The sequence below is a fragment of the Paenibacillus sp. 10L310 genome (assembly GCF_056395745.1).
In genome coordinates this window covers 360285-374931 of the sequence record NZ_JBFTKC010000003.1, presented here as the reverse complement: position 1 = coordinate 374931, position 14647 = coordinate 360285, and the positions used below count along the sequence as shown (strand labels likewise).

Here is a 14647-nt window from a genome sequence, read left to right as displayed (position 1 = left end):
ATTGAATTGAGGGTGAATCGATGTCTTCACTTCAGAAGGAACAATATATTGAACTGTCTGTAGGTGCAGAGACTTGCGCCATTCGAATCGAAGAAATTCACGAAATTATTAAAATGCTTAGCATTACAGATATTCCATTTAGCCGCCCAGAGATCAAAGGGGTAGTTAATCTGCGTGGCAAGGTTGTATGTGTGATGAGTCTGCGGAACCTGCTGAGTATGCCGGATGAACCGGACACCAGAGCAACGCGTATTATCGTAGTTCGACATCAGGAAGAATATATTGGCTTGATCGTGGATCGGGTGAACAAGGTAACCACATATTCCGAAATTCATCCGCCAACCGGCGGATATGGTCGTAACCGTGAAGGTTTATTCCATGGTGTGGGTCAACAGGAAGACAAGCTTGTGGGCATTTTGAAACTGGACGAAATATTGGGCGGTTAGGGAGGTATATATGAATGATGGATTTGTCTGCCTACCGTGACATCTTTATCGAAGAACTGAATGATCAACTGGAACGTATGGATCAGTCTTTATTGGCATTGGAGCTTTCGCCATCTGTAGAACTGGTTCAGACGCTGTTTCGGGCAGCCCATACTATCAAGGGATCGGCATCCACAATGGATTTCCGTGAATTAAGCGACCTCACGCATGAAGTGGAGTATGCTCTTGAATGGGTCCGGGAGAAAAAACCGGAGATGACTTCGGAGCTAATTGATACGTTGTTCCGCTCTTTGGACGCCATGAAGGTACTTCGGGATCAGTACATTCGTGGGGAAGCCTATGCAGATTTTCGAGCAGTAGTAAGAGAAATAAAGGATTTAATTCAGACTCCGGCAGTAGTCGGAAAACTTATAATACCTCAATTGCAACCAGCAGAATCGATTATGGCACAGGTAGCTATTGTGTCAGGGAAGCAGTTATTGTCCATTCATGTTGTGCTGGAGCAGAAGTGCATGATGAAAGCGGCCAGATATCATATTTTACGACAACGCATTGAGGACATCTGTGGTACGATTGTCGCTACTTCGCTCATGGAGAGTCAACCGGGCGCGCAGAATGAAGATGATCATTATGGTCAGTTCATCATCATCGTAGCAACGTCGAATGACCAACAGCAGCTTAAGGCAGAGCTGTCTTCAGACTCGGATATTCATATGCTGGAGATTAATCGATATCTGCTGGAATCCAATGAGGTTGCAGCGACGTCTGCACCACTTGAATTAATCTCTGAAACAGAGCAAACGAAACAAAGCTTTCCTACCGTAAATACAACTGGGCCGGATGAGAAAGTGAAAGCTGCTCAACCTACAGTTCGTGTGAGTGTTGAACGTCTGGACCATTTGATGAATTTGGTCGGTGAACTGTTAATTGATCAGACATCCCTTGCAGATCTGAGTGGATCGGGTGCGCGTAAGGAGTCTTCACCACTCATCCGGAGTATTAGTGGTGTATCCGATCATATGGGCAGGGTAATCAAGGAACTCCAAGAAGGTGTAATGAAGACACGGATGTTACCCATTGATCAACTATTCAGTCGCTTCCCGAGATTGGTTCGTGACCTATCACAGAAGCTGGGTAAGGATCTGGAACTGGTTATTCAAGGTGGAGAGACTGAGCTTGACCGGATGATTATTGAAGAACTGAGTGACCCGCTGATCCATCTCATCCGCAACAGTGCAGATCATGGCATTGAAAGTGCAGAGATTCGGGCGGAGAACGGTAAGCCGTCCAAAGGACGTATTACATTAACTTCGTTTCATGAAGAAAATCATGTTGTCATTCGTTATTCGGATGATGGCAAAGGTATCGATGGTGAGAAGATTAAAGCTTCCGCCTTGGGCAAGGGCATCATTAGTGAGGAACAGGCTACACGCCTAACAACACAGGAAGCTGTCCACCTCATATTTGAACCTGGCTTCTCGACGGCTTCTTCTGTCAGTGAAGTATCAGGACGCGGTGTTGGAATGGACATCGTGCGTAGTCAGATCGGGCGACTCAACGGCATCATTGATATTGATACGGAGGTTGGTGTGGGTACCACGTTTACGATTCGTCTACCGCTCACACTGGCGATTATTAAAGGTCTGTTAGTCAAAGTATCGGGTCGTGTGCTGATCTTGCCGATGTATAATGTTGCTGAGATTGTTCGAATTTCACCTGAAGATATTCAGATGATCCAGGGGCAACAAGCGATCCTGAATCATGGACGAATTGTACCTTTTCACCGACTGTGTGACAGGCTCAACTATCCACGAACAGACCGCAAATCCAAGACCATTCCACTGGTGATCGTGCGTTCCGTTGATAAAATTGCAGCTTACGCAGTAGATGAGATTATAGGAAATCAGGAAGTCGTTATTAAGACACTCGGTACGTATCTGGGAGCGATGAACCATCTATCTGGAGCAACGATCCTCGGTAATGGTAAGGTTGCCCTTATATTGGACGCGTCCTATCTGGTGAGTCTTTAATCGTTAGATAAACACAAATTTTTATACAGGCCAAAAAGCCTCATCATCCATAACTGGACGGTGGGGCTCTTTGTTGAACCTTTTGACATTGTGACCACTCAGGATTTGAAAATGAGATCCATAAACCGGTTGGCTGCCAGAGAGATCGGCATATTGCGTTTGGTCATAATCCCCACATGGGAAGGGGGGAGCGGGACATCAAGCTGAATTTCGAAGAGAGAGCCTTCCTCCAGCTCTTTGGAGATAAATTCACGTGTGACATAGGAAATACCCAGTCCTCGACGCGCAAACTCAATCAACAGATCAACACTACCAACCTCAATCTCAGGTTTCAACGTGTAATTATAGCTGTTAAACAACTCAGTTATAGCCATCCGAACACGGCTGTTCCGGGAGAAGAGGATCAGTTGATGCTCCAGAAGCATCTCAAGTGTCATGATTTTCCCCTTCAACTGAGCATAACGTTCCCCAGCTACAAAACAGTCCTTCAACTGAATACTTTCCCTGACTTCTAGCTGTGGATCAACAATGGGCATCCGAACAACACCAAGATCAATCTTGCCTTCTTTCAGAAAGGTAATCACTTCCGGGGTAGTTCCATGACTCAGATGTAGCTTGATATTAGGGTACAAGGTGTGGAATTCCTCTAGATACGCCAGCATGTAATGCTTGAACAGGGAGTCACTGCCACCAATCCGGAGTTCACCATTGTCGAGATTCTTCAGTGCGGCCATTTTTTCTTCCGCAAGTGAGATCAGAATCTGGGATTGTTCAATATAGGAGTATAGACTGGCACCTTCCTGTGTCAGCGCTACACCCTTGGAATTTCGATAAAACAAGGTAAGACCAAAGCTCTCTTCCAATTGCTTAATGGCATGACTGACGCTGGGTTGAGTGATATACAGTGCTTTCGCAGCCTGTGTCAAACTTCCCGTTTTGGCGGCCCAATAAAAGACTTTATATAGTTCGTAATTTGTAGTCATAGATGTGGTCTATAGCTCCTGTGAAATATATTAATTACTTGTATGGCTATAAAACGTATTATAGTGTAACTACAACAAAGAAACCAGAGTTACTTGGAAGGAGAACGGTAAGATGGAACCAACTACCATTGTTTTATTTGGTGCAACTGGCGATTTAGCCAAAAGAAAAATATATCCTGCCTTATATAACTTATATCTTGAGCAGAAGCTTCCTGAAACCTTCTCATTGATTGGTCTGGGGCGTAGAGATTGGTCTGATGAATTCTTTCAGGCACAAGTGGAAAAATCATTAAATGAATTTTCCAGACGCCAAGCTGATCCTGAAGTTGTGAAGTCATTTGTGAAAGCTTTCCGCTACAGTGTATTGAATATAAGCCATAAGGAAGATTATATAAAGCTGTTGGGATTAGTTGAACAAAGAGAAGCTGAACTTGGCATTCCGTCCAATCGCTTGTTTTATCTCTCGGTTGGTCCGGAATTTTTTGAACCGATTGCCGAGAACATTCAAGAAAGTGGACTGGGTTCCACAGAGGGATGGAAACGCCTCGTTATCGAGAAGCCATTTGGTCACGATCTACAGTCTGCGAGAGACCTTAATCGCAAATTAAGCGAATCGTTCACGGAGGAAGAGATTTATCGGATTGACCACTATTTGGGCAAACCGATGGTACAGCGTCTGGAGACGTTGCATCAGAGTAACCCAATCATGAAGGCGTTATGGAACAACCGTTACATCTCCAATGTGCAAATTACGGCGAATGAGACTGTAGGTGTCGAAGAACGTGCATCCTATTATGATCATGTTGGTGCAGTGCGAGACATGTTCCAGAATCATATGTTGCAATTGCTCATGATGATGGCGATCCAGCTTCCATACAACAGTACTTCCGAAAAAGTTGGATTGAAGAAAAAACACATTATGGAATCGATCCAGCCGTTACAAAAACAAACTGTGGGCGCAAACATCATCCGTGGACAGTATGCAGAAGGCAACATTCAAGGTAAACCGGTAAATGCGTATACTGCTGAACCGGGTGTAGCCGAGAATACGATGAATGACACATTCATTGCTGCCAAATTGCAAATTGATGATTTCTTCTGGCGTGGTGTTCCGTTTTACATTCGCACGGGTAAAAGAATGAAGGAGAAATCAACACGTATCGTGATTGAATTCAAAGAACCTTCAGGACAGACAAATGTGCTGAAAAACAAGGGTTCCAAGCCAAACCTGCTTGTCATTGAGATGAGTCCGGATCAGAGCATGACATTGCAACTGAATGCAAGTGATCCTGAGAATAAAGGTGAATTCAAGCCGGTTCATATTGATCTTTCTCCGGACAAAGGTGACCTTGCGGAAGCTTATGAGAATCTGATTCGTGATGCTTTGCTGGGTGATCCAACCTTCTTTGCCCACTGGGATGAAGTAGAATTGTCATGGGCATGGGTGCAGCCAATTCTGGATGCATTCCAGGAAAATCTGTTGCCACTTCACCTGTATCCTGCGGGTAGCTATGGACCGGTTGAATCAGATGTTATGCTTGAAGAAGAAGGTCACCACTGGTGGTTTGATGAGCCGGCGGATCAGGAGTCTGTAGTTACAAATAGCATACCCTTGGCGGTTAATGCGAATCTCTAAACCAAAATAAAAAATATATCTGGAGGTAATTTAATCATGAAATTTTTTATCGATACAGCTAACGTGGAAGATATCCAAAAAGCATACAAAATCGGCGTATTGTCTGGCGTAACAACAAACCCATCTTTGGTAGCCAAAGAAGGCGTGAAATTCGAAGATCGTATTGAAGAAATCTTGCGTTTGGTACCTGAAGTGGAGTCCGTTTCTGCGGAAGTGACACCAGATGCCCTTACTGCTGAAGAAATGATCGCGCAAGCAGACGAGTTGATCAAAATTAACAACAGCGACAAAAACATCACGATCAAATTGCCGATGACACTAGCAGGACTTGAAGCTTGCCGTTACTTGACCAAAAAAGGTGTGAAAACCAACGTAACGTTGATCTTCACTGTGAACCAGGCGCTTCTGGCTGCTCGTGCTGGTGCGACATATGTATCCCCATTCCTGGGACGTCTTGATGATATCTCTGAGGATGGCGTACAATTGGTTACCAAAATTGCTGAATTGTTCCGTACACATAACCTGGATGCACAGATTATTGCGGCTTCTGTAAGACATCCGGATCACGTTACACGTGTAGCGATGGCTGGAGCACATATTGCTACTGTTCCATTCTCCGTCATTGAACAGATCTCCAAACACCCGCTGACAGATCAAGGTATGGACAAATTTGCAGCTGACTGGAAAAAAACAGTACAATAATCTATAACCATTCATTCGTTTCAACTTACTATATAAATAATGGAGTATTGGGAGGACATAATGAGTAAACAACAGATTGGTGTTATTGGATTGGCAGTAATGGGTAAAAACCTGGCTTTGAATATTGAAAGCAAAGGTTTCTCGGTATCGGTATTTAACCGTTCCCCGGAGAAAACGAACGATCTTCTGAAAGAAGCAGAAGGTAAAAACCTGACAGGTGCGTTCACTATTGAAGAATTCGTGGAATCCCTGGAGTCTCCGCGTAAAATTCTGATCATGGTGCAAGCAGGTAAAGCAACAGATGCAACGATCGAGCAACTGCTTCCTCATCTGGATCAAGGCGACATTATTATCGATGGAGGTAATGCTTACTTCCCTGACACACAACGTCGCAGTAAAGAACTGGAAGAAAAAGGTTTCCGCTTCATCGGAGCAGGTGTATCCGGTGGTGAAGAAGGCGCACTGAAAGGCCCGGCAATCATGCCCGGCGGTCAGGAAAGTGCTTATCAGTTGGTAGAACCGATCCTTACAGCGATCTCTGCCAAAGTTGGCGATGACGCTTGCAGCACATATATCGGACCAGACGGTGCCGGACACTATGTGAAAATGGTGCATAACGGTATCGAGTACGGAGATATGCAGTTGATTGGTGAAGCTTATCACTTGCTCAAATCCGTATTGAACGTTTCCGTTGAAGAGTTGCATGAGATCTTCACCGAGTGGAATCAAGGGGAGCTGGATAGCTACCTGATCGAAATTACGGCAGATATTTTCTCCAAATACGATCCAGAAACAGGCAAACCAATGGTTGACGTTATTCTGGACGCGGCTGGACAAAAAGGAACAGGTAAATGGACAAGCCAAAGTGCGCTGGATCTCGGCGTTCCATTGTCCATGATTACGGAATCCGTATTCTCCCGTTTCCTCTCTGCGATGAAGGACGAGCGTGTAGCAGCTAGCAAAATCCTGAATGGACCAGCGACTGAAGCGTTCTCCGGCGACAAAAAAGCGTTCATCGAGAACGTGCGTAAAGCATTGTTTGCAAGTAAAATCGTATCCTATGCACAAGGATTTGCACAAATGCGTGCAGCTTCCGATGAATACGGCTGGGATCTGAAATACGGTAACATTGCCATGATCTTCCGTGGTGGTTGCATCATCCGTTCGCAGTTCTTGCAAAACATTAAAGAAGCATATGACAAAGATGCAGAACTCAAAAACCTGCTCTTGGATCCTTACTTCCAAAACATCGTTGAATCTTATCAAGGTGCATGGCGTGAAGTTATAGCGGCTGCTGTAAAACAAGGTATTCCAGTACCTGGTTTCTCCAGCGCACTGTCTTACTATGACAGCTACCGTACAGAGCGTTTGCCAGCAAACTTGCTGCAAGCACAACGTGACTACTTCGGTGCTCACACATTCAAACGTGTGGACAAAGAAGGTTCATTCCACTTCCAGTGGATGGACACTAACGAGTAATTTTAATTCCGAAAATAAAGCATTCCTGCAGTGGTCCTTGAATTTAAATATTCAGGGCGGCAGCGGGAATGCTTTTTCTCGTTAATGGTTCGAATTTGAATATCATCAAATTGTAATAAAATGTACGAATCTGAGTTTGGCAAACAGATGATCTGACCCTTCAACTACGTTATACTTGTTCAGACGGACCTATATCCGTAATGAAAATTCAGAATACAACTTAATGACGTGGAGGTTAGACCGGGCATGTTTGTATTAGCAGGTATATTGTTTTTGGTCGTATACGGTTTATTAGTGTTCTACATAGGTTGGAGCGGTTGGAGTTGGATGAAACCAGTTGTGTCCGCCAGATTTCGATGGTTCTATATTATAGCGCTTGTATTCCTTGCCGTTTCCTTCATTTTGGCACGGGTATTTGGAAGCATCTCGTTCCTCGGTATTATCGGTTCTTACTGGCTGGCAATCTTCTCGTTGTTATTGTTGATCCTGCCCGTCGTCCACCTCACGATGTGGTTGCTGAGATTAACCCGTATTCCAAGACATCACACACAGAAATGGGCGGGAGTTGTTACGCTGGTGCTGTTAGTGTCCACATTGGGTTACGGAATTTTCAACGCTTACAGCCCTGTAGTGAGAACGTATAATATCCAGATTGATAAAAAAGTAGAAGGTGTAGACAAGCTCAACATTGTCATGGCTGCCGATATGCACTTCGGACTTCTATCTGGCCCTGCACATGCCAAACGCATGGTAGAGGAAATTAATGCACTGAAGCCGGATCTGGTGCTGTATCCTGGAGATATTATTGATGACAATCTGGATATGTACCTCAATAGCGGAATCGCCGATATTATCAGTGACATTCAGGCCCCATACGGCGTCTATGCTTCACTCGGAAATCACGATAAGTTTGATGGTCCGATTGAAGATCTGATTGCTGCGCTGGAGAAGAGCAACATGCAAGTTCTGTACGATGACAAGATTGTCTTGGATGACAACATCACCCTCATTGGACGGAAAGACCGAACAGAGAAGGATCGGGCAGAAGTAGCTACTTTAATGCAAGGCACTGATTTGACCCAACCGGTACTTATGATGGATCATCAGCCGTATGATCTGGATATTGCGGAGCAGAATAATGTAGATCTGATCGTATCTGGTCACACCCATCGTGGTCAGATTGCACCGGCTCAATTCATCACACAGGCCATTTATGAGAACGATTGGGGTTATCTGCAAAAGGGCTCTATGCACTCCATCGTAACCTCAGGATTTGGATTCTGGGGACCTCCAATTCGTACTAGCAGTCGTTCGGAGATTGTACAGATTAATGTGACGTTCCAGCAATGATGAAAGGCCCTTCGAAAGAAGGGCTGCCTAATAAGCACGTCAAGCGTAGATTGATGATACCGGCTCCGCTTTTATGATGACAAGATTAAATCTACTGTCGTCATAAAGCGGAGTATTTCTTATGCAATTTTAAATCGGCGCTTCAAGCCGCCTGTTTTTTATTATGTAAGTTAGTTTCTTACCCCTTTTGAAGGAATGGCTTCAAACGAATAAAATGCGCCTTTTGTATTGATTTTACCGATAAGCGTTGTGGCTCCTTTTTTCGTGAAGGTGTACTCGTTCTCTTGGATACGAACGGAATAACCTTTTAGCTCAATACCAAATATAGATCTGACTGTAGGTACAGCGATGGATAGTGCTTTGTTTTTGCTGAGCTTGGGCTTGGCAAAAGACTTTTTGAAATCAGTATCATTTTCCCAGTTGATACCCAGTTCGTTGGTGACTTTCCATACCTTTCCGGTCTTGCTGCCGATATGTACGTAATTTAGATTGTCGTTATCCCTATACTTCCATAACATATCTTTTCCTTCTACGGTAAATAAGGTGTAATCAAAAGCTTTTACTGAGGGTATTCCAAGTGTTTTGAGTGAATTTCGTGCTATGTTTGTCATCCAGGCATAGGAATCATCGATTTTATATTGCAGGATTGCCGACATTTGATTACCTTTGTCCACATCGATGTAAAGTTGTTGACTTGGTCCAAAGATGACCCAGTAGTTTTGGAGTAAATGTCCATGTTCCTGATCATTGGCTTTGAAACGCAAAAATCCACTTTTAATGAAGATATCTTCATCCTCAAATGTTTTTAAGAAGGCATCAAGCTTCAGGCGTAGCGCATTATCCATGACTTTATTGAGATCAGCGGTATCATACATGATAAGGGTGGACGCGACATGATTTGTATCAGGATCGTATCTTTGTGTGAAATCTGCGAATCCAGTTCCATCTATAGTTCCGTTAATGACCCACGGATCAAATGATGTGTCTATTGTGGTGAATTGAATGTTCTGTTTCCCCACGAGTTTAACTAGTTCATCACTCAAAAGTTGTTGTGTCTTCCGATCCAGCTGGTCAGCGGACATGTAATTCTCTATTAACGAGAGTTCATTGGATTTTGCGGCCAAGGTGGGCGGCGCTGATAACAATAGCGAGATGGCAGCAATGACGGCGGTAAACCAAGTGATTTTTTTCAAAGTGAATCCTCCTGATTAGTTTGGGTCATATTATTAGATATCAAAGGGTATATCGCATTTCAACATAACATAACATAAAAGGTAAATGTTTCATATGATCTAAAAAAGTGGAATAGAGCGGTATTATTTTTGGGTTGACACCGTTTTCAGGTTATGATAAATTATATCCGAGGCTTGTTACCGGTAATGCGGGCAAAACCACTATGGAAATGATTTTATTATTTCTGTTTTGGTTTTGCCCTTTTTTATTCCTCAAAAAAAACCAGGTGGGTCCATAATGATTATTAAACAGATATTTAATAACAATATTGTCAGTACCGTGGATGACAAAAATCAGGAACTACTGATCCTCGGCCGGGGAATCGGATTTAAGTTCAAAGCAGGCGATGAGATTGATGAAGAGCGGATTGAGAAGGTATTTCGTCTTCAGGATGCATCGATTTATGAGAAATTCAAATCCATCGTAGCTGAAGTGCCGATTGAGATTCTGCAGGCAACAGATGATATTGTGACACTGGCACGAACGCAATTGAACAAAACCATCAGTGACGGGATCTATGTCTCGCTGTCTGATCACATTCACTTTGCTGTTCAACGCTTGGAAAAAGGAATGATTACTCGTAATCCACTTTCTTGGGAAGTTCAGCACTTCTATAAGGCGGAGTACGATGTGGCCAGAGAAGCACTGACCTTGCTGAAGGAAAGACTGGATATTGAGTTTCCCAAAGATGAAATCTGTAATATTGCCTTGCATTTCATCAATGCGGAAGTCAATGATTCCATGAACGATGTCACCCATCTGATGCAGCTGTTGCAGGAGATCATGAATATCATCAAATATCACTTCAACGTCGAATTGGATGAAGATAGCGTCAATTATTTCCGCTTCATCACCCATTTGAAATATTTCTGTCAGCGTGTCATTACCCATTCTTCACATGATGATGCTGAGGAGTATTTATATGAAGTGGTTCGGAAAAACTATCCGGAGACATTCAAATGTATTGGCAAGATCGAGACTTTTATCCATAAGAACTATCAGTATGACATGACTCACTCTGAGCAGTTATATCTAACGCTCCATCTGGAACGTTTGATGAAAACCAAGCGGGACGAAAAGTCCACGCAATAGAATCAAATTACAACTGGATATCCTATGGGCTTGTTACTGTTCAATCAGGCAATACCCGAATGAGATGGCGCCATCCATATGCGCTAGATTCGTTCGGGTATTTTTTATTGGAAAAATGAGGAGGAAAACATCATGAAACATCAGGAAACGGCGCAGGAAATCATTAAAGCCGTTGGGGGAACAAACAATATTAACTCCGTTTATCACTGCGTCACACGTTTGCGCTTTGATCTGAAAGACAACGAGAAAGTTGATAACGGCTCACTCAAGAAACTGGATAAGGTCATGGGAACGAATATTTCCGGCGACCAATTCCAAGTCATTATCGGTAATGATGTGGCAAAAGTGTTCGATGCCATGGTGAAGGAAAATCCGGCAATCCAGCAAACTACAGAAAATAAAGAACCAAAGTCGGATAAAAAACAAAATGTCGTGCTGAAAATTTTCGAAACAATTGCAGGTGTCTTTGCGCCGATGCTTCCAGCGATTACTGCGGCAGGTATGCTCAAGGGATTACTTGCACTATTCGTGTCCGTAGGTTGGATGTCTGCCGGAACGGATACGTATCGTATTCTTTCAGCCATCGGTGACGGCGTATTCCACTACCTGCCTTTACTGATTGCAGTTAGCGCTGCTCGTAAATTCGGCAGTAACCCGTTTGTTGCGATTGCACTAGGTACTGCACTCATGTATCCAGACATGACAGCATTGTTATCTAGCGGTGAATCGGTTGGATTTTTGGGAATCCCGGTTACGGCAGTAAGTTATGCCTCATCGGTCATCCCAATTCTTCTTGCAGTATGGTTGATGTCCTATGTTGAAAAATGGGTTGACCGCGTTATCCCTGCTGCGCTCAAGCTATTGCTCGTGCCACTGATTACCTTACTTGTTATGGTTCCGGTAACGCTGATTGCGATCGGTCCATTGGGTACATTTGTAGGTAGCGGATTGTCTGGCGGCATCAATTGGCTGCTCAATGAAGGCGGATTGATTGCAGGTATTGTTCTTGGCGGCGCGATGGCGCTCATTATTATGACAGGAATGCACTATGCACTTGTGCCGATCATCCTGAGTAATATCGCTACACTGGGCTTTGATAAATTCTTGCCGTTGACCTTTATCTCCAATATGGGTCAGGCTGGTGCAACACTCGGCGTATTCTTCCGGGCAAAAGATAAAAAACTTAAAACCGTGGCATTATCCACGAGCTTTACAGCACTCATGGGTGTAACGGAGCCAGCTATGTACGGCGTAAACATGAAATACAAAAAACCATTTGCCGCAGCCATGATTGGTAGCGCAGTGGGTGGCGGATTCGCCCTTGCTTTTGGCGCGAAAGCGTATGTGCTTGCGGGTAATGGGGGTCTCCCAGGACTTCCTTCCCTGATCGGACAGACCTTCTGGTATTCCTTTGGGGGTATGATTTTGGCCTTTATTGTGGGTGCGATCATGTCTACGATATTTGGTATCAAGGAAGAAGAAGGAGACGCAGAGGCGTTAGCTCAATTCTCACCGGGTGCTTCTACAGCTCCAGCGAAAGTAACTTCCAATGACGCTGCAACCGTAAATGTAGACGACATGGGCGATCCAACACCAACGAGTGATGCAATAGCAGTTGCACCGATGACAGGTAAATCCATCCCACTCAAAGAAGTCAACGATCCAACATTTGGTGATGAATTGATGGGTAAAGGTGTAGCATTTGTTCCAACGGTGGGCGAATTGGTTTCTCCAGTGACAGGTACCATCATGAATGTGTTCAAAACAAAACATGCGATCGTTGTCCGCAGTGATAACGGAATGGAATTGTTGATTCATGTTGGAATTAACACGGTGAAGCTGCGTGGACAGTATTTTGATGCACATGTTGCTACAGGAGCACGTGTACAGGCTGGAGACAAGTTGCTTACATTTGAACTGGCCGAGATTGCAAAAGAATACGACATCACAACCGCTATGGTTGTTACCAATACGGCTGATTACAAGCAGGTTTTACCTGTGAAATTGGGCGAAATCACGATGGGTGAAGACGTCTTGAAAGCTGAGATCTAAACTGTCCGTCTTAGGACTAACAATATCAACAACAGAAGGAGAGATTCGAATGATTAATCGACAAGGGTTTCCGGAAGGTTTTCTATGGGGCGGCGCTATTGCCGCTAACCAGGCTGAAGGCGGATTTGACGCTGGCGGCAAAGGATGGTCGACAGCCGACATGGTTCCTTATTTTGAGAAAAAGGACTACACCAACCTTAGAGAACTGATGCATGTCACCAGTGCAACGGTTAAGAAAGCAATGGCACATCACAGTGCAGAAGGTTATCCGAAGCGTTACGGGATTGATTTTTACCATCGTTTCAAAGAAGATATTGCGCTCTTCGCAGAGCTGGGCTTCAAGACATTCCGACTGTCCATCAACTGGCCACGTATTTTCCCAAATGGTTATGATGCCGAGCCAAATGAAGAGGGATTGCGTTTCTATGACGAAGTGTTCCATGAACTCCGGAAATACGATATCGAACCACTGGTAACACTCTCGCATTATGAGATGCCTATGGCACTTGTCCTGAAATATAACGGCTGGGCTGGCCGCGAAGTGATTGGACACTTTGTGAGATATGCGGAAACCGTGATGAATCGATACAAGGACAAGGTAAAATACTGGTTGACGTTTAATGAGATTAATACAACCATTATTGAACCGTTCACAGGTGGCGGTATTATTGAAGACCGGGTTGAGAACACGATGCAGGCTTCTTATCAGGCACTTCATCATCAATTTGTAGCCAGCAGCCTGGTGACAGAAAAAGCACGTCAGATTAACCCGAACTTCCAGATCGGATGTATGCTTGCGCGTATGATTCATTACCCGGCGACATCGAAGCCAGAGGATGTGCTGCAAGCACAGATCGATAATCAGCTGAACCTGTTGCATACGGATGTACAAGTTCGTGGTAGTTATCCAACGTTTATGGCTCGGTATTGGGCAGAGAACGGGATTACGATTGCCATGGAACCTGGGGACGAGCAGATCCTGCGTGAGCACACGGTTGATTTCATCTCGTTCAGTTATTACACATCCTTGGTGTCCGCAGTGAACCCAGAGGAATATGGAGTAACTGGAGGTAACCTGTACAGTACAATTAAGAACCCGAATCTGGAGCGTACAGAGTGGGGCTGGCAGCTTGATCCGATCGGCCTGCGCGTTGCACTGAAAGAGCTGTATGACCGTTATCAACTGCCATTGTTTGTGGTAGAGAACGGCCTTGGTGCCAAAGATACCGTTGAAGCAGACGGTTCCATCAACGATGATTACCGGATTGATTATCTGAGAAAACATATTACACAAATGAAAGAAGCCGTTATGGATGGTGTGGACCTGATGGGATATACCAACTGGGGAGCGATTGATATCATCAGTGCATCCACTTCGGAAATGTCCAAGCGTTATGGCGTGATCTACGTGGATCAGGATGACAACGGACAAGGCACATTGAATCGGTATAAGAAAAAGAGCTTTGGCTGGTACCAAAAAGTCATTGCCTCGAATGGCGAGAACTTGGAATAGATTAATCTATATAGGCACCCCGGGCGTAGCTGGTATTAGGCGCCGGGGCGCCTTTTTAATATAATCAGGTAGAATTCTCATCAACGTTATTGGCATTTCAAGGTAAAAAAGATGACTACATAACATTCTGG

11 protein-coding genes are annotated in these 14647 nt (G+C 44.3%); 9 read left to right on the top strand and 2 right to left on the bottom strand.

What is annotated here, in order from left to right:
- The first annotated feature begins 20 nt into the window (after positions 1-20).
- Positions 21-446, top strand: a complete 426-nt coding sequence (locus AC1DE7_RS10690) for a chemotaxis protein CheW (RefSeq protein WP_477534354.1) — start codon at positions 21-23, stop codon at positions 444-446.
- A 14-nt stretch (positions 447-460) separates the two neighbouring features.
- A complete protein-coding gene (locus tag AC1DE7_RS10685; RefSeq protein WP_477534353.1) occupies positions 461-2476 on the top strand; it encodes a chemotaxis protein CheW in 2016 nt (671 codons plus the stop codon).
- Between the two features lie 98 nt (positions 2477-2574).
- On the opposite strand, the gene AC1DE7_RS10680 is transcribed toward AC1DE7_RS10685, so the two are convergent.
- The gene (locus AC1DE7_RS10680) at positions 2575-3459 is read right to left on the bottom strand and encodes a LysR family transcriptional regulator (RefSeq protein WP_036613457.1); all 885 of its coding nucleotides are present in this window, start codon (positions 3457-3459) and stop codon (positions 2575-2577) included.
- Positions 3460-3571: 112 nt separating this feature from the next.
- Here AC1DE7_RS10680 and zwf point away from each other — a divergent pair, with 112 nt between their 5' ends.
- The 4 genes from zwf (at position 3572) to AC1DE7_RS10660 (ending at position 8626) form a co-directional block, all read left to right on the top strand.
- Positions 3572-5095, top strand: a complete 1524-nt coding sequence (gene zwf, locus AC1DE7_RS10675; protein WP_036613459.1) for a glucose-6-phosphate dehydrogenase — start codon at positions 3572-3574, stop codon at positions 5093-5095.
- 36 nt (positions 5096-5131) lie between these two features.
- Positions 5132-5797, top strand: a complete 666-nt coding sequence (gene fsa / locus AC1DE7_RS10670; RefSeq protein WP_036613461.1) for a fructose-6-phosphate aldolase — start codon at positions 5132-5134, stop codon at positions 5795-5797.
- A 60-nt stretch (positions 5798-5857) separates the two neighbouring features.
- Positions 5858-7276 (top strand): NADP-dependent phosphogluconate dehydrogenase, encoded by a 1419-nt coding sequence (gene gndA / locus AC1DE7_RS10665; RefSeq protein ID WP_036672842.1) that lies wholly within the window; start codon positions 5858-5860, stop codon positions 7274-7276.
- A 246-nt stretch (positions 7277-7522) separates the two neighbouring features.
- Positions 7523-8626, top strand: a complete 1104-nt coding sequence (locus tag AC1DE7_RS10660) for a metallophosphoesterase (protein ID WP_477534352.1) — start codon at positions 7523-7525, stop codon at positions 8624-8626.
- Between the two features lie 170 nt (positions 8627-8796).
- Here the strand turns inward: AC1DE7_RS10660 and AC1DE7_RS10655 are convergent, their stop codons facing one another.
- Positions 8797-9819, bottom strand: coding sequence for a hypothetical protein (locus AC1DE7_RS10655; RefSeq protein ID WP_477534351.1), 1023 nt, complete (start codon positions 9817-9819; stop codon positions 8797-8799).
- A gap of 277 nt (positions 9820-10096) precedes the next feature.
- Between AC1DE7_RS10655 and licT the strand changes: the two genes are divergently transcribed.
- From licT to AC1DE7_RS10640, 3 genes are all read left to right on the top strand, one after another.
- Positions 10097-10951, top strand: coding sequence for a BglG family transcription antiterminator LicT (gene licT / locus AC1DE7_RS10650; RefSeq protein ID WP_036613466.1), 855 nt, complete (start codon positions 10097-10099; stop codon positions 10949-10951).
- Positions 10952-11083: 132 nt separating this feature from the next.
- Positions 11084-13003 carry a beta-glucoside-specific PTS transporter subunit IIABC gene (locus tag AC1DE7_RS10645; protein ID WP_477534350.1) on the top strand — a complete coding sequence of 640 codons (1920 nt, stop codon included), beginning with the start codon at positions 11084-11086 and terminating at the stop codon, positions 13001-13003.
- Between the two features lie 49 nt (positions 13004-13052).
- Complete coding sequence (locus AC1DE7_RS10640) at positions 13053-14516, top strand: glycoside hydrolase family 1 protein (protein WP_477534349.1); 1464 nt, start codon at positions 13053-13055, stop codon at positions 14514-14516.
- Positions 14517-14647: the final 131 nt, after the last annotated feature.

Coding starts and splice junctions, on each gene's coding strand:
- AC1DE7_RS10680 (WP_036613457.1), bottom strand. CDS start 3,459: ATGACTACAAATTACGAACTATATAAAGTCTTTTATTGGGCCGCCAAA.
- AC1DE7_RS10690 (WP_477534354.1), top strand. CDS start 21: ATGTCTTCACTTCAGAAGGAACAATATATTGAACTGTCTGTAGGTGCA.
- AC1DE7_RS10685 (WP_477534353.1), top strand. CDS start 461: ATGATGGATTTGTCTGCCTACCGTGACATCTTTATCGAAGAACTGAAT.
- fsa (WP_036613461.1), top strand. CDS start 5,132: ATGAAATTTTTTATCGATACAGCTAACGTGGAAGATATCCAAAAAGCA.
- AC1DE7_RS10640 (WP_477534349.1), top strand. CDS start 13,053: ATGATTAATCGACAAGGGTTTCCGGAAGGTTTTCTATGGGGCGGCGCT.
- zwf (WP_036613459.1), top strand. CDS start 3,572: ATGGAACCAACTACCATTGTTTTATTTGGTGCAACTGGCGATTTAGCC.
- gndA (WP_036672842.1), top strand. CDS start 5,858: ATGAGTAAACAACAGATTGGTGTTATTGGATTGGCAGTAATGGGTAAA.
- AC1DE7_RS10645 (WP_477534350.1), top strand. CDS start 11,084: ATGAAACATCAGGAAACGGCGCAGGAAATCATTAAAGCCGTTGGGGGA.
- licT (WP_036613466.1), top strand. CDS start 10,097: ATGATTATTAAACAGATATTTAATAACAATATTGTCAGTACCGTGGAT.
- AC1DE7_RS10660 (WP_477534352.1), top strand. CDS start 7,523: ATGTTTGTATTAGCAGGTATATTGTTTTTGGTCGTATACGGTTTATTA.